Below are 20713 nucleotides of genomic sequence, written 5' to 3' on the forward strand. Positions count from 1 at the left end.
GTTATAGCCAGTTTAGTCCGAAACGGCAAGGACGTACAGCGTCGCCCCGAGGGCACGCCGACTCCCGGGGGAACAGCGGGCAAGGCGAGACCCAGCAGCGACATCGTCGCGATGCGGCTCGCTGACCGCCCCCAGGAAAGCGGCGTGCCGGACAGGGCGGCTTTAAAGGGCAATGAAAGCAGAGGAGCGCCATCCCATCCGGGATGACGCTCCTCTGCTCAAAATTATTTGAAGTTTTTCAGTGCCCTCGCGACAGAGTGGGCTTTTTGTTAACGTGTCCATTCAAAATATTTTCGGGCGAGCTCGGTGAGCGGGCTCTCGAAGAGCCGCTTCCGCCAGTATAGATCGGCCGCTTTCTTAACGGCCTCGCTCCGCGAAGGATACGGATAGATCATACGTGACAACTTGCCGATCTTATCACCGCGTTGCATCGCATAGACGACAATCTGCATCCAATCGCCAGCCGTCATCCCGACCGCGTGTCCTCCGAGAATCTTGCCGTTCTTCCGGGTAATGATTTTGACGAAGCCTGTCTCTTGGCGATCGGCGACGAACCGATCGACTTCGGACAGCTTCGCCTCAAAGATTTCGATGTCATCCCCGTGACGCTCACGCGCCTCGGCCTCGGTCAATCCGACATGGAACACTTCCGGGTCGGTGAACGTGATCCAAGGCATCTTGCTGTAATCGACCTTGTTCCATAGCCCGAACAAGGCGTTGGCGACGACCGCCTTGCCTTCTTCGCCGGCCGCATGTGTGAACGGTAACGTCTTGATCGTATCTCCGATGGCGAAGATGTGGGACTGTGACGTCCGATACGTCGACGTCACATCGACATAGCCGTCTTTCACGTCGACTTTCGCCCGATCAAGACGAAGTTCTTCGATGCGTGGAGCACGTCCTGTCGCCATGAGCAGTTTTTCCGCTTCATACTCGACAGTTTCCCCATCGACTTCGGCTGTGACTTTGATGCGTCCTGCCACTTCAGCAATCTGTTTGACCTTGACACCGATTTCTAGATGCAGCGCCATCTCAAGCTGTGAGCGGAGCAACGCACTGACAGACTCGTCTTCTTTCGGCAAGAACGCGTCTTGCGCCTCGAGCACGGTCACTTGGCTACCGAGCCGCGCGAACGACTGTGCCAGCTCAAGTCCGACCGTGCCGGCCCCGATGACGATGATGCTCTCTGGGAGCGTCTCTTCTTCAAACACGTTTTCATTCGTTAAGTAGGAAACGTTGTCCAATCCATCGATTGGCGGGACGGTCGGTTTCGACCCGGTCGCGATGACGAACTTTTTACCGATCAGTAAATCGTCACCGACTTTCAGTTCGTACGGGCTTTGGAACGACGCTTCTCCGATGTATACATCGACCCCGATCTTTTCGAAACGCTCCGTCCCATCGTGTTCTTGAATGATCGCCCGCGCTTTGTCGACTCGTGCTTTCGTCGTCTTATAATGATCGCGCCCGTCAAACTCGGCTCCGAGCACACGTGCGGCCTGCATCATCGAACTCGCATCTTTCGAGGCTGCGATGAGCGCCTTCGACGGGATACAGCCGACGTGGAGACAATCGCCACCCAGATGTTTTTTCTTCTCAATCAGTGCGACTTTCACACCTAAATTCGCGGCACCGGCTGCGACCGTCATCCCGGCCGCGCCTCCCCCGATTACAATCAACTGATAGTCCTTCATCCCATCAACCTCCGATATCGTTTGCTTACGTCGTCCATCCGTTTCCGGTTCACACCGAAGTCGGAATGACCGAGTCGTGAAGCAGAACGAAATTCTACTTGTCTCGCTTCATCGTCAAATAAAAATTCCACATCATCTTTAAAACGCATCACTTTCGAAGAGACGACGTAATGGAGCGTGTCCGTCGTCTCCTCGGCAAGCTCCGTCCGAGGTAGCTGCCCCATCACCATTTTGATGGTTTCGACCGTTTGATCGCGGTCTTTTCCATACGGAAGCGGGTCCATGTGCAGCGCTTTGATCGACGTTTGTGTCGATACGGCATTCGGACTTCCTTTCAACGGTTTCAATGTTTTTGCGGCCACGACAAAAAACCTCCCTCATTCTACATACAATTGTATGTATCCTGAATTCGGAAGGTTTAACCCTTTTATTGCAGTTCGCTCGGGTCGAGCGGTAACAGAACTGTCACAGTCGTCCCTTGTCTGACTTCACTTTCGATGACAAGTTTCCCTTCATGCGCCTCGATCAACTCCTTAGCGATCGCAAGGCCGAGGCCGCTGCTGCCTTTCGTCACTTGCGCTTGATAGAACATTTCCGTGATGCGCTGCAAGTGTTCTTTCGAGATGCCAGGCCCTTGATCGATAATCGAGATGAAGGCGACCCGCTCCGACTGGACGAAGCGAACCGTGAGCGTCCCGCCGACTGGTGAGAACCGGATCGCGTTTTCAAGTAAGTTTAAGAATACTTGCTTGAGCCGGTTCTCATCGAATAGACCGACCGACTTGGCCGGGTAGCGCTCGATCAACGTAATCTGCTTATCTTCAAGCGATTGTTTCAGTTGAATCGTTACTTTGCGTAACAGTGAGACGAGATCGAGCTCTTGACGATAGAGCACGAGACGACTCTCCTCGATTTTCGTGTAGTCGAGTAATTGCTCGACGAGACCGATCATTCGCTCGGTCTCCGAATGAATGATACTCAGACCGAGCTCTGTCTCGTCTGACAGTTGTTCATCCCCGCCTCGGATCGTCTCAGTCCAGCCTTTGATCGAAGTGAGCGGCGTCCTGAGCTCATGGGAGACGTTCGACAAGAATTCGTTGCGCGTCGATTGGTGCTGTTGCACTTTAGCGCCTAAGTAAGTCAGCGTCCGGGCAAGCGCCCCGAGCTCGTGCTTCTCGTTCGAATATACCTCGACGTCGAAATCACCTTGCGCCATCTCGTCAGCCGTCTCAATAATCTCGCGGATCGGACGGACGAAACGGTCCGCGATTCGGATGACCGCGTATAGTGCCACGAGCCAAATCAAGACACCGATCATGAGGACCGCCATCCAAATCTCGCGGATGAGCGTGTCTAAGTCTGCGAGCGGACGCGTGAAACTGATGGCGAACTCACCCGTTCCCTCGGTCATGATTGGGCTCGTCACCGACAGAAAGTGTTCTTCGTTCACGTCATAGTCTTGGACGACCGACTCTCCTCTAGCAAGACGCTCGAGCTGCTCAGGTGTATACGACGCTTGTTGTGCTCGCTGTCCGGTCGTTTTTATAATCGCGCCAGAGCGGTCGACCATCGTCAAATCGGTACCCGGATACCCGAACGTCCGGACGAGGACCGAGAACGCGCTCGGTGTCTCAAATCCGACTTGCGCCTGTGGATACAAATAAGCGCTTGTCGTCGCATGGCTGACCAACGCATCGGACTCATACTCGTAGTAATAACGGTACGTACCGTACGACAGGACGCTTACGAGCAGTAAGAGCACGAGTGTCACGACAATCATCATGCGGATGACGAGCTGTTGTCTCATCCGTCATGTCTCCGCCACTTATAGCCATGCCCCCATAGCGTCTCGATATAGGCCGGATGGCTCGGGTCGTCTTCAATCTTTTGCCGTAAGCGGCGAATGTTGACGTCCACCGTCTTCCGGTCCCCGAAGTAGTTGATGCCCCAAACCGCATCAAGAAGCGCATCACGTGATAAGACGACTTCTTCGTTTTGGACGAGATGACAGATCAAGTCATATTCGGTCGGCGTCAAATCGATCGATTGTCCGTATTTCGTCACTTGTTTCGCCGCCAAGTCGATGGCGAACGGTCCTGACTTGAGACGTTTCTTCTCTTTGCGCTTCACTTTTTCGACGCGTCGCAGGAGCGCATGAATGCGCGCGACGAGCTCGCCCGGGCTGAACGGCTTGGCGATATAGTCGTCTGCCCCTTTCCCGAGACCTTCGATTTTATCTTCTTCAAGCGTACGTGCCGTCAACATGATGATCCCGACGTTCTCGTCTAAGTCACGAATCGCGGCGCACGCTTCAAAACCGTCCATCTCAGGCATCATGACGTCTAGCAAGACGATATCAAACGGTTCACGATCGAACGCGGTGACCGCTTCACGGCCGTTCGTTGCCTCAAAGACATCAAATCCGGCTCGTTTTAAATTTACGATGATAAAGCTGCGAATCGCATGCTCATCTTCGGCTACTAATATCCGATTCATATTTCCACCTCTTCTGGAGTTCACTACTCTACATTATAGTTACGTTTTTGCGACAAGGTTGTCAATTGACCTCAAATCGTATTAGGATGGAGTCATTAGATTCTGAAGGAGGACTCCTTACCACTATGAGTTATAACATGATTGTTTTAGATATGGACGATACGCTCCTCACGAGCGACCACACGATTTCCCCTGTCACGAAAGCGGCGTTACTTGACGTCCAAGAACGCGGCCACAAAGTCGTTTTAGCAAGCGGACGTCCGACGTACGCCATGTGGGAAGCAGCTCGTGAACTCGAGCTCGCCAAATATGGTAGTTACATCTTGTCATTCAACGGTGCTTCAATCATCAATTGTGAAACAAATGAAGAAATCTTCTCAAGCACGTTAATGCCAGACACAGTCGCCCACCTCCATGATATCAGTGTCCGGGAGGAAATCGCGATTCATACGTACATCGGTAACGAAATCGTAACCGATCAGCCGAACCCGTATACCGATCTCGAAGGCGAATTGACGGGCATGCCGGTCATCCACGTCAACGATTTCAAAGAAACCGTCACGACCCCTGTCGTCAAATGCCTCATGCTCGGCGACGGCGATACACTCGCCCCAATCGAGACGAAGCTGCAACTCGAGCTCGAAGGCAAGCTCGCCGTCGCTCGTTCGAAACCGTTCTTCCTCGAGTTCACGGAAGCCGGTGTGACGAAAGGGACGAGCCTCGCCTTTTTGGCTGACCACGTCGGAATCGACCAAGCACACGTCATCGCTTGCGGAGACGGCAACAACGACTTGACGATGATCGAATGGGCCGGACTCGGTGTCGCCATGGGTAACGCCAACGCCACGGTCAAAGGGAAAGCCGACTTCATCACGAAGTCAAACAATGAAGATGGGATCGCCCACGTCATCGAGACGTACATGAGCAGTGTCGTTACGAATCGTTAAGCAATAACCGTTTGAACCAAGGAGGAATCACGATGAATAAAGGATTGAAACGAGCTGGACTCGGGCTAGTCGGAACGGCCGTCGCCGGTGCCGCCTACGTCTTCTTGTCACCGAAGCCTGCGTCCCGTCTCGTCAAAACTTCATTTACTGGAGGCAAGGAAGTCGCGATCAAAGGATTCGACGAAGTCGTTCAAAAGACGTCGGTCCGTAAAGACATCGATTACTATTCTGCCTACGAGAACGGGACGTTCGATTTGATTCGCTATGAAGGCGATAAGCATGTCGTCCCGACGATCTTTTGGGTGCACGGTGGCTCGTTCGTTGGCGGTGATAAGGCCGATGTGTTCAAGTATGCGACATCGATCGCAAGCAACGGCTACAACGTCGTCAGCATCAACTACGCCCTCGCCCCGGACGTCACGTATCCGGTGCCGCTCCAGCAAATCGAAGAGGCGTACACGTATATTGCCGACAACAACGATCGCTTCCGACTCGATCTCGACCGCGTCTTCTTCGCCGGAGACTCGAACGGAGCGCAGCTCGTCGCCCAATTCATCGGGATTCAACTGAACGATGACTATGCACCGTCAGCCGAAGTGAATCAAGTCGTCCCGCAAGACTCGATCCTCGGCGCGGTTCTCTTGTCTGGCCCGTATGATTTGAAACGGACGATTCTCGAGTCTTCGAAAGCCGTCAACCGTTTCTTGTTCAAGCGGATCGGTTGGGCCTACTTCGGGACGTACAATTGGGAGAACCTCCCCGTCGTCACCGAAGCGTCCCCTCTCGTCAACATCCCGGCCACGTTCGTCCCGACGTTCATCACCGACGGGAACACGGGGTCGTTCGAGACGCAAGCGAAAGAGTTCGCGACAATTCTCTCCGGACGGACTGATGTGACGAGCGTCTTCTATAATCGAGATGAATACGAACTCGGAAACAGCTATCACTTCGAGATGGATCAACCAGCAGCCAGTTCAACGTATCGTCGCTTGATCACGTTCTTGCGCGAAACGACCAAATAAAAACAACCCCGACTTTTTTCAAAGTCGGGGTTGTTTGCGTCATTTGAGCAAATCCATTGCGCGGCCAATCAGCTCGTTGCGAGAGTCTGAAGTTTTCCGTAACGCTTGTAGCCGGTCGATGAGTGCTTGACGAAGCTCGTCTGACTGAACGAGTTCCAAGCATTCAATCTGAGCCAACCAGGCGTCCGCATGCTCAGAGAGGACCATCGGGACGAGAGCGTCGATCGACTCCCCTTGTTCACGCATGAGCCGGATGCGATTGAAGAGCGGGTCGTCTTCCGTCCACGTCCGGGCGTCCCGTTCGATTTGAACCGGTTTCTCTAAGACGACGAGCTCTTCGACGTCCGTGCCCGGGAAGATCGACGGTAGCGAATCGTGTCTCACTTCAAGCGTCGCGAGCTCGATTTGTTTGCCGTCGATCTGCACGCTCACGTCTTCTAGCGTGATCTCGTCTGTCGTCTCGCTGACGATGCGGCCATCGAGGCGAACGTCCGCTTCCGCGAGCGCTTCTTGGATTGGTCCATCTAAAACGAGTAGTCCGTGATTGCTCAAATTGCGAAGCTGGCCGTGGTCAACTTTCACGCAGTCCCCCCATTGAACGAGGGCAACTCGGCCTGTGTTCGTCACGTGTCGAACCGTTCCGACACGGTCGGTCCCATCTTCGAGCCGGATCGTCGATTGACTTCCTGAGGCGAGCGCCTTCTCAAGCGATGCGATTCCGCCCGTGTGGACGGCCATCCGTGATTCGAGTTCATCGAGCGCATCCGTCAACGCCTCGAAGTCAGGGATGACGAACAGTTCACTTTGCATATTCGTCACATCCTGTTTCGTCTCTAGCGCATGCTCGAGGTTGAACGGATGTTTCGTGACGGCGTCGGTCAGGCAGTGACGGCTCTCGCCGACCGAAGACAACAGTCCGGCCCCGTAAATGAGCGGGCGCTCGATGTCGCCGATCAGTCCGAACTCGACCGTCCACCAAAAGATACGTGCCACTTGCTGCGCTTCGGAGAAGCCCGTCACTTGCGCTTTCGCTTCATGCAGCGCTTCTAAGGCGGCTTTGACATCCGCTTCCGTCGAGTTGGCATTCTCTTTCACGATCGTCAGTCGTTTGAGTGCCGCGAACGAGGCGTGTTCCTCACGGTTCATGAACGCTTTCGCGCCAAGTTGACCGAACCGTTTCACGATTTTAGAAAACTCAGGGTCCATCAGCATCGGCGCGTGACCGGCCGCCTCATGGATAATGTCTGGTGCCGGGCTGTACAAGATGTTCTCGACTTTCCGGATGTCGGTCGCGACCGGTAACATCCCGTTCCCTTGGAAGTCAAAGAACGCGACGCCAGGAATCAATCCGTCGACCGCGACCGTCGACCAACCGGCCGCTCGCATCTCGGCGGTCATTTTTTCGACGTCCGGGAGGCGTTCTGGTCCCATGCCTGTCTTTTTCAACCCTTCGATGTAGAACGGATGGGCCTTGCCTTCGAGCGTATGCAAATTGAGCCGTAATACGAAGCGCCAGACCGCGTGATCGGTCGGTGTGTACTCGTTGTAAAACTGGGGCGAGATATGAGGCGCCAAGTGGCGTGGGATTGATTGTGTGAGCATGATATTTCCTCCTTTTGTCTACTGGACGTCAAAAAGTCCCTATCGATTCACTCGATAGGGACGACTTAGCCGCGGTACCACCCTGATTACTAGACGTTGTCTAGTCACTCTAATCCGATAACGGGGGACCGCTCACATGTGAGAGCTCACAAACTGTAATTCGATTCATCTTTTGGGCGTGTTCGCAGCACCACACGCTCTCTGGGCCAGGGAAGATGTCTCTACTTCGGTTTGATCATCGCTTTTGTTACTGTTATGCAGTTATGCTTCTATGCGAACTTGCTTTTAAGCATTAAAGTATCTTGTTGGTTGTAACTTTACCAAATCGTTTTGTCGACGTCAACAAAAAAACAGTCCGCAACTGCGAACTGTCACAAACACCAATCAATTTCAGGTTGTCCCCACTGTTTCAGCAAATCGTTCACTTGCGAGAACGGACGGGATCCGAAGAAGCCGCGGTGTGCCGACAGCGGACTCGGGTGGACCGATGTCAAGATCGCGTGCTGCGGCCCGATCAGCTTTTGTTTCTTTTTGGCATCGTTTCCCCAAAGAATAAACACGATCGGTTGCTCACGCTTCCCGAGTTGCTCGATGATCGAGTCCGTGAACTGAACCCATCCTTGTCCGCGGTGTGATCCGGCCTTACTCGCTTCGACCGTGAGCGCGGTGTTGAGCAACAATACGCCTTGGCGGGCCCAGTTCTCTAAATTCCCGCTCTTCGGCACGCTACAACCCAAGTCTTCATGCAACTCTTGAAAGATGTTGCGCAGCGATGGCGGAAAACGGACACCGTCTTGGACCGAGAAGCTGAGTCCGTGCGCCTGATTCGGACCGTGATACGGGTCTTGGCCGAGGATGACGCATTTGACGTCTTTAAACTTCGTGTAGACGAACGCGTTCCAAATGTCTTCCCGCTGCGGATAGACGGTCGTCGTCGCATATGCCTCATCGACGAACGCTTTCAAGTCAACGAAGTACGGCTGCTCCATCTCTGCCTCAATGATGTCACTCCAGTCGCCGAGCAAGCGGTCTGATAACTGTTCTCCCATTTAATTCGCCCCTTTCCGTCTTATCATACCCGAATCGACGGCACACAAAAAGACGAGCCCAGTGGACTCGTCCGATGATTATACTGTGACTGTGCCTGCTACTTCTTTCGCAAGTGCTTCTGCTTTCGCTGTCGCGTCAGCAACGATGTCTTCGATCTTGTCTGGGAACTGGTTCATTCCTTCAACCGCAAGTGTCGTCACTTCGTTCACGCCGACGAACGCAAGCGCTTGACGGAGGTACGCGTCTGCAAAGTTGAGGTCTGTACCTGTGTAGATGCCGCCTGTCCCTTGAATGTGGATCGCTTGTTTGTTCTCAAGGAGACCGACCGGCCCTTGCTCTGTGTAACGGAACGTCTTGCCGGCTGAGAGGACGCTATCGAGGAACATCTTCATGCGTGCCGGGAAGAAGAAGTTCCACATCGGCGTCGCGAACACGTAAAGGTCTGCTTCCATGAACTTCTCAAGCATGCCGTTCATCGTCGCGACTTTTGAAGCTTCGACGTCTGTGAGTGCTTCACCAGACGCGAATTTTCCCCAAGCGCTTAACACGTCGCCATCAATTTCTTGGACGTCGACATCGTAAAGCTCGATTGCTTCGACTTCAAACGATGCGTTCTCTTGTTGAAGTTTCGTCATGAACGCCTCGGCGACTTGTTTGCTGTATGACAATTCTGTCGGTTTTGGGTTAGCTGATACGTATAATACTTTATTCATAATGGGTTCCTCCACTGGTAATCTCTATTTTGATAACAACAGTTAGAACTATATCATCTGTATATCTCACCGTCAATTATTTCAACTTCAAGATAATTGACAAAAAAAACAGCAGGCGTTATTTGCCTGCCGCGTTGTAGCCGACGCGTTTCAATAAATCAATCAACGTCTCGGTCTCTTGTTCGCTGAGCGGTCCATAAATATCTTTGAAGATTTCAATATGCTCAGGATAGACGACGTCCATCAATTGCTTGCCTTCGCCTGTCAACGACGCGTACGTGACACGACGGTCTGACGGGCAGGCGACGCGCTCGATGAGCCCTCGCTTCTCAAGCTTGTCGATCACATACGTGACGCTACCACTCGTGATCAAAATTTGATCACCGATTTGTTGCAGCGGCGTATCTCCTCGTTTATACAATACGGATAGAACACCGAACTCTGTTGAATTCAATTGGTGGCGTCTAAGATCGTCTTTGACACGATCACTGATTGCGTCCATCGCTCTGGCTAAGACGACCCATGCCTTCAATTCGAGTGATTCAATCATGTCGGTTTCACCTCAATTCGTTCATCATTTACCTTTAGTATAGCAGGACATGAGCAGTATACGTCGCTAAAAACACTTCGTCAAGAAACTTCTCCGTTGTCGCGTCTCCTTGAAACGTTTAGAATAGAACTATTGTGATTTTTAGAAAGGGTGGACGGTATGCGTGAGTATTATGAGATTTCATTGACGATTAAAGCAGGCTATTTGAGTTCGGTCATCGAGTTGTTGAACCGGGAAGGCATCGCCCCTGACTATGCCCTTGAAAAAGAAGGCGCGGTCTTTTTACTGTTCAACCACTTGCCATGGCCGAACGTCACGCGCGAACCGCACGCAGTCGAGCGTTTCTTGTTGACGTTGTCGCGCGAAGACTACCTGTTCGTCAAGACGAAACGAAAATCGCCCGTACCCGGCCATGAACCGGTCGCCTGCATGGGAGCGTACGATTCGCCTTTCCACGAATATTTGAAAATCGAGCTCGCCGTCGACGAATCCGATGCGAGCCATCTCGATATGTCGGCGTTCCGCCATTACTAAACAACGCACGCGCGTTGTTTTTTTGATGACTAGGTTTGAGCGCGGACGGGAATATAGGACAATATCTGACTGATAAAGGGGAATGTCTTGAATGGATACAGTTATGTTGATCGTCAACCCATCGTCTGGGAAAGAATTAGGGAAAGAGCACGCGCCGTTCGCTGAAGAAGTGCTACGCGAACGTTACGGAAACGTCGACGTCCGTTTTACTGAAAAAGCCGACGACGCCACACACTTCGCGCGAGAAGCTGCGTCGAAACAATATAAAGCCGTCGTCGCCATGGGTGGCGACGGAACGTTGAACGAGACGGTGGCCGGTCTCGCCGAAGCCGATCATCGTCCCGACTTCGGAATCATCCCGCTCGGAACGGTGAACGATTTGGCACGGGCTCTCGGCGTACCGAGCGACCCGAAAGAAGCGATTGAAGCGCTGCGAACGGCAAAACCGTCACCGATGGACATCGGGAAGTATGAACACGGCTACTTCATGAACGTCATCGCCATCGGCCTCATCGCTGAGGCGGTCGATGAAGTCAGCGTAGAAGAGAAGACGAAATGGGGCCCGTTCGCCTACTTGATTGAAGGCATCAAAGCGTTCCGGGAACACAGTCCTTACTCGTTATCAGTTCAGGCCGAAGAGCACACGTTCGACGGGGACGCTTTTCTCGCCGTCATCGCGCTGACGAACTCGGTCGGCGGCTTTGAAAACTTCGAGCCTGATGCGAAGTTGAACGATGGCCTGCTTCACGTCTACTTGTTTGAGAATCTCGGTTTCACAGACGCCTTCCAGCTCGCCCCGGCCTTATTTACCGGCAAGCTTAAAGAAACAGACAGTGTGACCGCATTCCAGACGAAGCGGGTGTATGTCGATTCGCCTGATTCGCTTCCGGTCAACGCCGACGGGGACACGGGCGGGAAACTCCCGCTCACGTTTGAAGTGCTCCCAAGCCATCTCCAAGTGCTGAAACCAGTCTAATCTCTCGCCTCGGCATAGAAGGCTCGTTCGAGAAAGGAGAGATCGTTCGATGAACATCACACTCGTTCCGCTGCTCGAAGCGTCAGACGACATCGTCCAGACGTTCAACCGGTGGAACAACGATCCCGAAATCGTTCATTTGATCCGCCCTGCTCGCTCGGAAGAAGAACTCGCGGCCGAGCAACAGATGACCGTCGCCGACTTGACGGATCGACTTCAGACACACGATATCTTTCTCATTTACGCTGACGACAGGCTCGTCGGCGAGGTGAACGTGATGTATGACGCAAACCATCTATACGTTCAAGAACCAGGGAGTGCCTGGCTCGGACTCGTTATCGGGGAAGCGGCGGGTCGCGGCAAGGGTGCGGGCAGCGAGGCACTCCGACTTTTGGAGGAACGGCTTCGTCACCAAGGCACGCCGCGCATCGAGCTCGGCGTGTTCGGGTTCAACGAGGCGGCACACCATCTCTATAAGAAGCTCGGCTATGAAGAAATTGCGCGCATCGATGCGTTCACGTACTGGAACGAACAATTTTGGCCTGATATCCGCATGGAAAAGCGACTGACATGACAAAGACCTTCCTCAAGCGAGGAAGGTCTTTCGTCAGTTGTTCAAGTTTTCGACTTCGACGACGCGGAACCCTTTTTGTTCGAGTTTGGCGACGATCTTGTCTTTCTTCGGCTCATCACAGTCAGGCGGCAACGTGATCAAAACACGGCGAAGGACTTTACTCTTCGCGTCGAGCGTCATCAAACTCGCGATAGACGAGTATTTGCTGACGACTTTCGTGATTTTCTCGAGCGCACCTACCTGCTCGCTAAGTGCGATCGTGACGACGTAGCTGCCTGTGTCACGGCTCCACGCCTCTTCGAGCATGCCGAGCATCTTCCCGTGTGGCAAAATGCCGTAAAATTCATTGCTCTCGTCTTTTAGGACCGCGATATACGGTAACTCTTTGATCGAGAAGAAGACTTTGAAGAATCCGTCCGACTCGTGGACGTATTTCTGCGTATTTTTAATCAATTCCATGACGTTGTCGTCAAGGCTCGCGCCACTCATTCCGTGACGGTAAATATGCATCTTATAAATGTTACCGCGGAAAAATATTCCCGTCTCATCGAGGACAGGGACACAGCGGTATCCTGTCTTTTCAAGCGTATCGAGCGCTTCACGTAACGTCGCCTTTTCACTGATTGTGACGACGTCTTTTTTTGGAATGCATAAGCTATGCACTAACATGCGGTTTTCCTCCTAGCAAATTAAAAGTGGTCTACACCCTATTCATTACTATTCCCCAAATATGATTGAAATCCTGCCATCTTTTTCAAAACTTCGATTCAACCTTTGGCGGTCATGGGATTTGTCGTAACGCCTAAAAGTCGTTATAGTGAAACTATCCAAACAGACAAAGGGGATTGAACGACTATGACGATGAAAAAAGCATTAACGATCGCTGGTTCAGATACGAGTGGCGGTGCAGGCATTCAAGCTGACTTGAAGACGATGGAAGAGCTCGGTGTGTATGGCATGACCGCACTCACGGTCATCGTAGCCCAAAACCCGCATAACGCTTGGCACCATGAAGTCTTCCCGATTGATACGACGTTGATCGAGAAGCAGATTGACACCGTCCTCGCCGGAATCGGCGTCGATGCCGTCAAGACAGGGATGCTCCCGACTCCAGAAATCATCGAGCTCGCGGCTCGTAAAATTAAAGAGTACGGCATTCAAAACGCAGTCGTCGACCCGGTCATGGCTTGTAAGGGAGCCGACGAGATCCTCAACCCGGACGTCGCCGTCGCGATGCGTAAGCACCTCGTCCCTGTCGCCAAAATCATCACGCCGAACTTGTTCGAAGCGCGTATGCTCGCTGGCCTCGACAAGACACCGTCGACGATGGAAGAAATCAAAGAAGCCGCACGCTTGATCCATGAGCTCGGTGCTGAAATCGTCATCGTTAAAGTCGGTGGAAAACTTGGGTTCGACACGGCGTTTGACGTCCTCTATGACGGTAACGAGTACCGTCTGCTCGAAAGTGAAAAGATCGAACCTGCTTTCACGCACGGTGGCGGTTGCACATTCTCTTCAGCCATCGCCGCATCACTCGCGAATGGACATTCCGTCGACGAGTCGATTCGCATCGGGAAAGAGTTCATTACAGAAGCGGTCCGTCACTCGTTCCGCCTCAACCAATACGTTGGGCCGACGAACCATACCGGTTATCGTCAAAAACTAGCAACACAATCATAAACAAGGTGGCCCGGGGCGAACGTCCTGGGTCATTATTGCCATTGGAGGAGACTAGCGTGAAACCGATTCAACCTGAAACGATTCAAACGTATTTAAACGCACACGTGTCGACGCCTTTATACGCTCACGTCGAGACGACGAACGGCGCTTACGCCACACATAACGACCCGGATTTCCATAACGCCGGGATGTTTATCCGTAACGTCGTGATCGAGTACAGTATCGGTCAAATCAAAGGAGACGGACCGTATCGAGTCGGACTAAAGCTCGATCACGGCTGGCTCTACGTCGAAGGATTGACCGACTTTGAACAACACGGTGAACAGTTGCTGCTCGCCGGGCACGACCGTCTCGGACGCCTCGCCTGCGCGCTGCATCTAGACGTCAAACCGCTCCCGCAAGGAGCATCGGAGGTGGACAGCCAATGAACGGACCGTTACTTGTTATTTTCCCACACCCGGACGATGAGGCGTTCAGCTCGGCCGGAACGATCATTCAACATCAGAAGAACGGCTTCCCCGTCACATACGTCTGTCTGACACTTGGTGAGATGGGCCGTAATATGGGCTCGCCAATCTTCACGACGCGTGAAGAACTGCCAAGAATCCGTAAACGCGAGCTCGAGGACGCCTGTGCCGTCATGGGCATCGACGACCTCCGGATGTGGGGACTGCGCGACAAGACCGTCGAATTCGAAGACGAGACCGAACTGACGAATCGCTTCAGCAAGTTGATCGCCGAAGTGAAACCGACCCGCGTCATCTCATTTTATCCAGGCTATGCCGTCCATCCCGATCATGAGGCGACGGCACGAGCGGTCGTCCGGGCGCTCCAAGAGATGGACGAAGCGAAGCGTCCCGAATTTTTAGGTGTCGCTTTCGATCACCGGACGGAAGATGAGCTCGGCAAACCTCACGTCCTCATCGAAGTCGGTCAGGAGAGTGCCGCCAAACGTGAGGCGTTGCTCGCCCACCGTTCACAGACGGAAGGGTTGCTCCGTGCAATCGACAACGCAGAAAACGCCCACGTCATGGAGTTACTCCAACGTGAGCGCTTCTATCATTATCCGTTCTCATGATTCAAACGCGTAACGCGTCATATACAGCAACAAACCTACAGTCCCTAACCCGATCAACGTTCCTAGCACGACGACGATATGTCCCATGTTCTCACCTCTACTTGGTTTTACGAACTGAATGAGTAATAAGTTTCAATAACGCGTGTGCGAACACGCGTTTTTTTATTAAAAGTACAAAACGTAGATAACGGCCGCTAAGACGAGCCGGTAAATCGCGAACGGCGTCAGTTTCACTTTGTTGATCAACTTCAAAAAGAATTTGATCGACAGCAACGCGAACAAGAACGCGCTGACGAAACCGATCAGGAAAACAGGCAGCGTGTCGACCGTGAAATAGCTCCACTTGCTGTAAAGCGAGAGCGCGCTCGCCCCGAACATGATCGGGACGGCCATGATGAACGTGAAGTCGGCCGCAGCGCGGTGACTCATCCCGAGCAACACTCCGCCCGAAATGGTCGAGCCCGAACGTGAAAAGCCTGGCCAAAGCGAGAAACATTGAATCAAGCCGACTCCAAGCGCTTGTTTGTATGTGATGTCGTCGAGTGTCGGCGTCGTCTGTCGTTTCACGCCGGACAAGTCGGCGGCAATCATGAAGAACGCACCGATGACGAGTCCGATCAATACCGTCTTAATCGAAAACAGATGCGTGTCGATGTAGTCCTCAAACATGAGTCCGAGCACGGCCGCCGGGAGCAGACCGATAAAGATATGTAGCAGGTTCAACTTTTTCGTCGGCCCTTCGTGTCGAATCGCGAGCAATTCCTTCGGATTCAATAACGCTTTGAACCGACTCCTGAAAACGACGATGACCGCTAAGATCGAACCGAGCTGAATCACGATCTTGAACGTGTTGGCTACTTCTTGGCCTAGAAAACGACTCGAGTTGAGCCAAATATCATCGACCAAGATCATGTGTCCGGTCGAAGAGACAGGCGCGAACTCCGTCAATCCTTCGACGACGCCTAATAAAAAACCGATGAATAATTCATACCATTCCATTGCATTGTCCCCTACTCCAGTATTGCTTTTTATCATACACGGACGGGACGACGTTCTCTCTCGGTCTTGAGACGTAAAAAAGAGGACGCAATGAAATGCCCCCTTTCCCCTCATGTACATAAAAAAGCCACGGAACATGTCCGTGGCCGATAGATTATTTTAATAGGTTGAGCATCTCACGGTTAAACGCCGGAATGTCGTCCGGTTGACGGCTCGTGACGAGCTGATCTTGGCAGACGACGACTTCTTTGTCGGCATACTTCGCACCGGCATACTCCATGTCGACTTTGATCGACTTATAGCCGGTCGCGTCGCGGCCTTCGAGCGTCTTCGCCGTGATCAACAGTTGCGGCCCGTGACAGATGGCGAATACTGGCTTCTTCGCATCCATGAACGCTTTCGCGAACTGGACGAAACGTTCGTCTTCGCGCAACAAGTCAGGTGAGAATCCGCCTGGTAAGAGCAGAGCGTCAAAGTCTTCTGGCGACACATCGTCGATCGCTTTGTCGATCGTGACTTTCGCCTCGCCTTGTTTGCCTTCGACGGTGTTACCGGCTGCCTTTTCGATCGTGACAACTTCGTGCCCCGCTTCCACCAATGCGTCGCGTGGACCTGTGAACTCTACGTCTTCAAACATATCCGTGATTAGCGTTGCTACTTTTGCCATATCGGAAACACTCCCTAATTTTTGTTTTACGCACATAAGGACTGTTCCACACGTCACGGGCCATTAAACATTCAGCGGAATTTCGAGACGTACGGATTGTCCCGCTCGAAGAAGCGGTACGCATAGTCACGCGCCTCACCACTGTTCGGGATACCGATGCGCGGGCCGGCCTCAATCTCGTTCACACCGTCCCCTTCGACAATATAGAGCGGTTCATGTTGGAGCGAGTGTCCGTATAAGTCCATCGTGATCCCGAGCGCCTTCGTCAGTTTACCGGGTCCGTTCGTCCGGTCGAACCGTTTGATGCCAGGACGATTGAATTCAATCAACTCCTTCCCGGCGACGGGTTCGACCGCCCGGATCAACACGGCTTCCGGTGATCCGATCGGACCGCTGACGACGTTCAAGAGCGTATGCGTGTGCATTTGATACGTGTACACATGTCCAGACTGCCCGAACATGATCTCGGTCCGATTCGTCCGTCTGCCGCCAAAACTGTGGGCTGCCTGATCGACCGCCCCGAGATACGCCTCCGTCTCGACAATTTTGCCAATGATCTGTCCTTCGAGATGATCATGGACGAGATAGTGCCCGAGCAACGACCGGGCCAGTTCGAGCGTCGGTTGTTCATAAAATGATGGGTCGAGCCGTTTCATCGTCATCCCTCCTCGTCCTTATTTTCTCAAACGAGGCTTGGCGACACAAAAAAGATGCCCTGAACGCGTTCAGGACATCACTTTCATTACGATGCGAGCTTGATCGCATCACGCTGCTTCCCCAACTTCACGTAACCGAGCACGATTGAGAAGATCGGGCTGAGCCAAAGGAAGAACGCGAACGGTGCGTATTCGAGTACCGGCACGCCGAGTGTGGCGGCGAAGAAGGCACCGGACACTCCCCAAGGAATGAGCGGGTTGATGACCGTCCCGCCGTCTTCAAGCGCACGCGACAAGTAACGCGGGTCGATGCCGCGGTCGATAAACCCTTGTTTGAACGCTTGTCCCGGGAGCAAGATCGACAAGTACTGCTCGCCGGCGAGCAAGTTGACGCCGATCGAGCTGAGCACGACCGACAGCACCGAGCTACCTGGTGACTTCAGACGCTCTAGTAACGCATCGACGATGGCTTGGAACACGCCCAGCTCACGGAGCAGTCCACCGAAAGCGAGGGCAATCAACACGAGGCTGACCGACCAAAGCATCGATTCGAGGCCACCGCGGTCGAGCACGGCCGCGATCGTCTCGTTCTCGACGCCCGACTTGAATCCGGCCTGCATGACACCGAACCAGTTCGAGACGTTCCAATTACCTTGGACGAACCCGGCCGTCAACACACCGGCAAACATCCCGACGAGCATCGTCGGCAATACCGGCATCCGACGGAAGGCGAGCACGGCGACGAGGACCGGTGCGAGCAGTGTCAACCATGACAAGTTGAACCGTCCGGCGAGTGCTGTCTGTGCTTCCGCGATTTGCGTCGTGTCGGCCGCTTGACCGCTCCGTCCGAGAACTGTGAATAAGATGAGTGTGATTACAATCGCGGGAACGGTCGTCCCCATCATGAAGCGGATATGGTCGAACAGTTTGACACCGGCCACAGCTGGCGCAAAATTCGTCGTATCCGACAGCGGGCTCATCTTATCACCGAAGAGCGCACCTGACACGATGGCTCCGGCGGCGAGCGCCGGGGAAATCCCGAGTGCCATCCCGATCCCGAACAAGGCGACCCCGACGGTACCGACCGTCGTGAAGGCACTCCCTGTGAACGATGACACGATCATCGTGATGAGCAACACGCTCGGTAAGAACCACTGGGCTGAGATTGTATTTAAACCGATGGAGAGGATCGTCGCCACCGTACCGGACATTTGCCATACTCCGATCAGCATCCCGATCAACAATAAAATCATGATCGGCATAATCGCTTCACGAATCCCGTTGATCATCGCGGTCTCGATGCGTTTAAAGTCGCGCGTGCGATAATACGCGTATCCCCCTATTAGTACCATTGTGCCAAAGATCGCCATATGTGGCGTCGCTTTGGCCAAAAACATCAGTGCGAGCAAGGAAATCCCGCTCATCAGCACGACGAATACAGCCTCTTTCCCTTTCATCTGCATCGACGTCCCCTCCTTTCAGTTCCATTATTTTCTACCTAACCGCTTAAACGCTTTTATGCATGAAAGTGTGTCAGTGATGTTCTTTACTATACCTACTTCTCTTTTCCCTGTCAAACGTCTTTTTATGGTAAAGTAAACGCTCGAGGGTGACCTCCGGAGTTCGTAACCTCCTCCGACATCAAAACTAGCGAAAAAGGAAGTGTGCACGTTGCAACACGAAAAAGCATTGGTCGTCTTCAGTGGCGGTCAAGATTCAACCACTTGCCTGTTTTGGGCAAAACAACAATTCTCTCATGTGGAAGCCGTGACGTTCGCCTACGGGCAGCGCCATGATGCGGAAATCGAGGTCGCGAAAGAAATCGCGGCCGAACTCGATGTCCCGCACCACATCCTCGATTTGTCCTTACTCGGACAACTCACCTCAAACGCGTTGACGAGACATGATCTCGACATCGATAATGCGGACGTCCCAAATACGTTCGTCGATGGACGCAACCATTTATTCTTATCCTTTGCGGCCGTCATGGCCAAACAACTCGGTATGCATCACATCATCACCGGTGTCTGTGAGACCGACTTCTCGGGCTACCCGGACTGTCGCGACCAATTCGTCAAATCATTGAACGTGACGCTCAACTTAGCGATGGACTACCCGTTCGTCATCGATACGCCGCTCATGTGGCTCGATAAAAAGCAGACGTGGGAACTCGCGGACCGGCTCGGAGCGTTCGATTTCATCAAAGAGCGGACCCTCACCTGCTATAACGGTGTGCTCGGTTCAGGCTGTGGCGAATGTCCGGCGTGTGTGCTCCGTCAAAACGGGCTCGCTGCATACGAGGAGGTACGCGTATGAAACACGCCCCATTCCTCGCCCCGACGAGCGTCGAAGCCAAACAAGACGGCTCGCTCATCTACTGCCCGCACCGCGTCCAAATCGTCAAAGAAGTGACGTTCGATGCGGCCCATCACTTGTTTGATTACGATGGGAAGTGCCGAGCGCTCCACGGACACACGTACAAACTTCAAATGGGAATCAGCGGTTTTCTCGACAATCGTGGGATGACGCTCGACTTCGGTGACTTGAAAGCCATCTTTAAAGAAGAGCTCGAACCGTATCTCGACCACCGCTATTTAAATGAGTCCCTTCCATATATGAATACGACAGCAGAAAACATGTGCTACTGGATTTTCGATCAGCTCGCTAAGCACTTGCCTGACGAACGCGACGTCCGCGTCGAATTCGTCCGCCTTTATGAGACACCGACGTCCTACGCCGAGTTCCGGCGCGAATGGCTGGTGGACTGATGAAGATCCCTGTCCTCGAAGTGTTCGGGCCGACGTTTCAAGGTGAAGGCCGCGCCATCGGACAGAAGACGATGTTCGTCCGGACCGCCGGTTGCGATTATCGCTGCGCCTGGTGCGACTCCGCCTTCACCTGGGACGGTTCGGAAAAACCCGACATGCTGACGGCTGATGACATCATCGTGCGTCTCGACGAGCTCGGAATGTACGATTACGTCACGATCTCAGGCGGCAACCCGCTCCTCATCGCCGGTATGAAAGATTTGGTCGAAAAGTTGAAGGCACGCGGCGTCAAGCTCGCCGTCGAGACACAAGGTAGCCGGTATCAAGACTGGCTCCAAGACATCGACGACGTGACGCTCAGCCCGAAACCACCGTCGTCCGGCATGACGACCGATTGGGAAAAACTCGACGCCATCGTCGAACGGCTGCGTCCCGAACAGACGACGTTCAAAATCGCCGTGTTCGATGAGGTCGATCTCGCCTATGCGAAAGACGTCCAAACCCGCTACACCCCGGACGTCATGTACTTGTCGGCCGGCAACCCTGAGCCCGGGGCGGACGGTGACATCACCGACGCGCAGCTCAGACGTTTGAAAGAGTTGTGGGAAGACGTCGCGCGTGACCCGTCATGGCAAAGCGTCCGTGTCTTGCCGCAGCTACACACATTACTGTACGCCAACGAACGTGGCGTCTAAGGAGAAGATATC

Annotated in this window: 24 protein-coding genes and 1 other annotated feature; of the genes, 11 read left to right on the forward strand and 13 right to left on the reverse strand. The window is 53.3% G+C overall.

What is annotated here, in order from left to right; genetic code table 11:
• Positions 1-269 precede the first annotated feature (269 nt).
• The 4 genes from BJU60_RS07635 to BJU60_RS07650 all read right to left on the reverse strand — a co-directional run bounded on the left by BJU60_RS07635 (position 270) and on the right by BJU60_RS07650 (position 4190).
• Positions 270-1694: a dihydrolipoyl dehydrogenase family protein gene (locus BJU60_RS07635; RefSeq protein ID WP_070328307.1), complete on the reverse strand. Its 1425-nt coding sequence runs from the start codon at positions 1692-1694 to the stop codon at positions 270-272.
• On the reverse strand, positions 1691-2056 hold the full coding sequence (locus tag BJU60_RS07640) for a DUF1499 domain-containing protein (RefSeq protein ID WP_070328308.1): 366 nt from the start codon (positions 2054-2056) through the stop codon (positions 1691-1693). The genes BJU60_RS07635 and BJU60_RS07640 overlap by 4 nt, the downstream gene beginning before the upstream one ends.
• Before the next feature lie 65 nt (positions 2057-2121).
• The gene (locus BJU60_RS07645; protein ID WP_070328309.1) at positions 2122-3501 is read right to left on the reverse strand and encodes a sensor histidine kinase; all 1380 of its coding nucleotides are present in this window, start codon (positions 3499-3501) and stop codon (positions 2122-2124) included.
• On the reverse strand, positions 3498-4190 hold the full coding sequence (locus tag BJU60_RS07650) for a response regulator transcription factor (RefSeq protein ID WP_016509883.1): 693 nt from the start codon (positions 4188-4190) through the stop codon (positions 3498-3500). Before BJU60_RS07650 ends, BJU60_RS07645 begins: the two co-directional genes overlap by 4 nt.
• A 125-nt stretch (positions 4191-4315) precedes the next feature.
• On the opposite strand from BJU60_RS07650, the gene BJU60_RS07655 reads away from it, so the two are divergent.
• Positions 4316-5137: a Cof-type HAD-IIB family hydrolase gene (locus BJU60_RS07655; RefSeq protein ID WP_070328310.1), complete on the forward strand. Its 822-nt coding sequence runs from the start codon at positions 4316-4318 to the stop codon at positions 5135-5137.
• A 32-nt stretch (positions 5138-5169) separates the two neighbouring features.
• Positions 5170-6159 (forward strand): alpha/beta hydrolase, encoded by a 990-nt coding sequence (locus tag BJU60_RS07660; protein WP_070328311.1) that lies wholly within the window; start codon positions 5170-5172, stop codon positions 6157-6159.
• Between the two features lie 39 nt (positions 6160-6198).
• On the opposite strand, the gene BJU60_RS07665 is transcribed toward BJU60_RS07660, so the two are convergent.
• The 4 genes from BJU60_RS07665 to BJU60_RS07680 form a co-directional block, all read right to left on the reverse strand.
• The gene (locus BJU60_RS07665) at positions 6199-7761 is read right to left on the reverse strand and encodes an aromatic amino acid hydroxylase (RefSeq protein WP_070328312.1); all 1563 of its coding nucleotides are present in this window, start codon (positions 7759-7761) and stop codon (positions 6199-6201) included.
• Positions 7762-7814: 53 nt separating this feature from the next.
• Positions 7815-8009 (reverse strand) — a binding site (T-box leader).
• A 123-nt stretch (positions 8010-8132) separates the two neighbouring features.
• On the reverse strand, positions 8133-8810 hold the full coding sequence (locus tag BJU60_RS07670) for a uracil-DNA glycosylase (RefSeq protein ID WP_070328313.1): 678 nt from the start codon (positions 8808-8810) through the stop codon (positions 8133-8135).
• A 78-nt stretch (positions 8811-8888) separates the two neighbouring features.
• Positions 8889-9524 carry an FMN-dependent NADH-azoreductase gene (locus BJU60_RS07675; RefSeq protein WP_070328314.1) on the reverse strand — a complete coding sequence of 212 codons (636 nt, stop codon included), beginning with the start codon at positions 9522-9524 and terminating at the stop codon, positions 8889-8891.
• Between the two features lie 118 nt (positions 9525-9642).
• Positions 9643-10074 carry a MarR family winged helix-turn-helix transcriptional regulator gene (locus BJU60_RS07680; RefSeq protein WP_016509745.1) on the reverse strand — a complete coding sequence of 144 codons (432 nt, stop codon included), beginning with the start codon at positions 10072-10074 and terminating at the stop codon, positions 9643-9645.
• 159 nt (positions 10075-10233) lie between these two features.
• Between BJU60_RS07680 and BJU60_RS07685 the strand changes: the two genes are divergently transcribed.
• The 3 genes from BJU60_RS07685 (at position 10234) to BJU60_RS07695 (ending at position 12158) form a co-directional block, all read left to right on the forward strand.
• Positions 10234-10608 (forward strand): hypothetical protein, encoded by a 375-nt coding sequence (locus BJU60_RS07685; protein WP_070328315.1) that lies wholly within the window; start codon positions 10234-10236, stop codon positions 10606-10608.
• 91 nt (positions 10609-10699) lie between these two features.
• Complete coding sequence (locus BJU60_RS07690) at positions 10700-11584, forward strand: diacylglycerol/lipid kinase family protein (protein ID WP_070328316.1); 885 nt, start codon at positions 10700-10702, stop codon at positions 11582-11584.
• A 49-nt stretch (positions 11585-11633) separates the two neighbouring features.
• Entirely contained in the window at positions 11634-12158 is a 525-nt protein-coding gene (locus BJU60_RS07695) for a GNAT family N-acetyltransferase (protein WP_070328317.1), read from the forward strand.
• A 33-nt stretch (positions 12159-12191) separates the two neighbouring features.
• Here BJU60_RS07695 and cbpA read toward each other — a convergent pair whose 3' ends face one another.
• The gene (gene cbpA / locus BJU60_RS07700) at positions 12192-12827 is read right to left on the reverse strand and encodes a cyclic di-AMP binding protein CbpA (RefSeq protein WP_070328318.1); all 636 of its coding nucleotides are present in this window, start codon (positions 12825-12827) and stop codon (positions 12192-12194) included.
• A gap of 186 nt (positions 12828-13013) precedes the next feature.
• Here cbpA and pdxK point away from each other — a divergent pair, with 186 nt between their 5' ends.
• The 3 genes from pdxK to bshB2 are packed head-to-tail and all read left to right on the forward strand — an operon-like array spanning position 13014 to position 14916.
• Complete coding sequence (gene pdxK, locus BJU60_RS07705; RefSeq protein ID WP_070328319.1) at positions 13014-13838, forward strand: pyridoxine/pyridoxal/pyridoxamine kinase; 825 nt, start codon at positions 13014-13016, stop codon at positions 13836-13838.
• Between the two features lie 56 nt (positions 13839-13894).
• Entirely contained in the window at positions 13895-14266 is a 372-nt protein-coding gene (locus BJU60_RS07710) for a YojF family protein (protein WP_016509734.1), read from the forward strand.
• Entirely contained in the window at positions 14263-14916 is a 654-nt protein-coding gene (bshB2, locus tag BJU60_RS07715) for a bacillithiol biosynthesis deacetylase BshB2 (protein ID WP_016509728.1), read from the forward strand. The genes BJU60_RS07710 and bshB2 overlap by 4 nt, the downstream gene beginning before the upstream one ends.
• A 165-nt stretch (positions 14917-15081) precedes the next feature.
• Here the strand turns inward: bshB2 and BJU60_RS07720 are convergent, their stop codons facing one another.
• The 4 genes from BJU60_RS07720 to nhaC form a co-directional block, all read right to left on the reverse strand.
• Complete coding sequence (locus tag BJU60_RS07720) at positions 15082-15915, reverse strand: undecaprenyl-diphosphate phosphatase (protein ID WP_070328320.1); 834 nt, start codon at positions 15913-15915, stop codon at positions 15082-15084.
• A gap of 154 nt (positions 15916-16069) precedes the next feature.
• Entirely contained in the window at positions 16070-16582 is a 513-nt protein-coding gene (locus BJU60_RS07725) for a type 1 glutamine amidotransferase domain-containing protein (protein ID WP_070328321.1), read from the reverse strand.
• A gap of 71 nt (positions 16583-16653) precedes the next feature.
• Positions 16654-17244, reverse strand: coding sequence for a DNA-3-methyladenine glycosylase (locus BJU60_RS07730; RefSeq protein WP_070328322.1), 591 nt, complete (start codon positions 17242-17244; stop codon positions 16654-16656).
• Positions 17245-17324: 80 nt separating this feature from the next.
• The gene (gene nhaC / locus BJU60_RS07735; protein ID WP_070328323.1) at positions 17325-18701 is read right to left on the reverse strand and encodes a Na+/H+ antiporter NhaC; all 1377 of its coding nucleotides are present in this window, start codon (positions 18699-18701) and stop codon (positions 17325-17327) included.
• A gap of 208 nt (positions 18702-18909) precedes the next feature.
• On the opposite strand from nhaC, the gene queC reads away from it, so the two are divergent.
• Genes queC through queE form a run of 3 tightly spaced genes read left to right on the forward strand, consistent with a single transcriptional unit; the run spans position 18910 to position 20701 of the window.
• Positions 18910-19554 carry a 7-cyano-7-deazaguanine synthase QueC gene (queC, locus tag BJU60_RS07740; protein ID WP_035386372.1) on the forward strand — a complete coding sequence of 215 codons (645 nt, stop codon included), beginning with the start codon at positions 18910-18912 and terminating at the stop codon, positions 19552-19554.
• Positions 19551-20006 (forward strand): 6-carboxytetrahydropterin synthase QueD, encoded by a 456-nt coding sequence (gene queD / locus BJU60_RS07745; protein ID WP_016509716.1) that lies wholly within the window; start codon positions 19551-19553, stop codon positions 20004-20006. Before queC ends, queD begins: the two co-directional genes overlap by 4 nt.
• Complete coding sequence (gene queE / locus BJU60_RS07750; protein WP_254281671.1) at positions 20006-20701, forward strand: 7-carboxy-7-deazaguanine synthase QueE; 696 nt, start codon at positions 20006-20008, stop codon at positions 20699-20701. Before queD ends, queE begins: the two co-directional genes overlap by 1 nt.
• Positions 20702-20713 lie beyond the last annotated feature (12 nt).

The sequence above is a fragment of the Exiguobacterium aurantiacum genome (assembly GCF_001766415.1).
Taxonomy (GTDB): domain Bacteria; phylum Bacillota; class Bacilli; order Exiguobacteriales; family Exiguobacteriaceae; genus Exiguobacterium; species Exiguobacterium aurantiacum_A.

Excerpts from the sequence above, each read along its gene's own strand:
- BJU60_RS07675 (WP_070328314.1), bottom strand. The coding sequence starts at position 9,524 with ATGAATAAAGTATTATACGTATCAGCTAACCCAAAACCGACAGAATTG.
- queE (WP_254281671.1), top strand. The coding sequence starts at position 20,006 with ATGAAGATCCCTGTCCTCGAAGTGTTCGGGCCGACGTTTCAAGGTGAA.
- BJU60_RS07665 (WP_070328312.1), bottom strand. The coding sequence starts at position 7,761 with ATGCTCACACAATCAATCCCACGCCACTTGGCGCCTCATATCTCGCCC.
- BJU60_RS07730 (WP_070328322.1), bottom strand. The coding sequence starts at position 17,244 with ATGACGATGAAACGGCTCGACCCATCATTTTATGAACAACCGACGCTC.
- BJU60_RS07695 (WP_070328317.1), top strand. The coding sequence starts at position 11,634 with ATGAACATCACACTCGTTCCGCTGCTCGAAGCGTCAGACGACATCGTC.
- BJU60_RS07650 (WP_016509883.1), bottom strand. The coding sequence starts at position 4,190 with ATGAATCGGATATTAGTAGCCGAAGATGAGCATGCGATTCGCAGCTTT.
- BJU60_RS07720 (WP_070328320.1), bottom strand. The coding sequence starts at position 15,915 with ATGGAATGGTATGAATTATTCATCGGTTTTTTATTAGGCGTCGTCGAA.
- BJU60_RS07725 (WP_070328321.1), bottom strand. The coding sequence starts at position 16,582 with ATGGCAAAAGTAGCAACGCTAATCACGGATATGTTTGAAGACGTAGAG.
- BJU60_RS07670 (WP_070328313.1), bottom strand. The coding sequence starts at position 8,810 with ATGGGAGAACAGTTATCAGACCGCTTGCTCGGCGACTGGAGTGACATC.
- cbpA (WP_070328318.1), bottom strand. The coding sequence starts at position 12,827 with ATGTTAGTGCATAGCTTATGCATTCCAAAAAAAGACGTCGTCACAATC.
- BJU60_RS07635 (WP_070328307.1), bottom strand. The coding sequence starts at position 1,694 with ATGAAGGACTATCAGTTGATTGTAATCGGGGGAGGCGCGGCCGGGATG.
- BJU60_RS07690 (WP_070328316.1), top strand. The coding sequence starts at position 10,700 with ATGGATACAGTTATGTTGATCGTCAACCCATCGTCTGGGAAAGAATTA.
- BJU60_RS07660 (WP_070328311.1), top strand. The coding sequence starts at position 5,170 with ATGAATAAAGGATTGAAACGAGCTGGACTCGGGCTAGTCGGAACGGCC.
- nhaC (WP_070328323.1), bottom strand. The coding sequence starts at position 18,701 with ATGCAGATGAAAGGGAAAGAGGCTGTATTCGTCGTGCTGATGAGCGGG.
- pdxK (WP_070328319.1), top strand. The coding sequence starts at position 13,014 with ATGACGATGAAAAAAGCATTAACGATCGCTGGTTCAGATACGAGTGGC.
- BJU60_RS07680 (WP_016509745.1), bottom strand. The coding sequence starts at position 10,074 with ATGATTGAATCACTCGAATTGAAGGCATGGGTCGTCTTAGCCAGAGCG.
- bshB2 (WP_016509728.1), top strand. The coding sequence starts at position 14,263 with ATGAACGGACCGTTACTTGTTATTTTCCCACACCCGGACGATGAGGCG.
- queD (WP_016509716.1), top strand. The coding sequence starts at position 19,551 with ATGAAACACGCCCCATTCCTCGCCCCGACGAGCGTCGAAGCCAAACAA.
- BJU60_RS07685 (WP_070328315.1), top strand. The coding sequence starts at position 10,234 with ATGCGTGAGTATTATGAGATTTCATTGACGATTAAAGCAGGCTATTTG.
- BJU60_RS07645 (WP_070328309.1), bottom strand. The coding sequence starts at position 3,501 with ATGAGACAACAGCTCGTCATCCGCATGATGATTGTCGTGACACTCGTG.
- BJU60_RS07655 (WP_070328310.1), top strand. The coding sequence starts at position 4,316 with ATGAGTTATAACATGATTGTTTTAGATATGGACGATACGCTCCTCACG.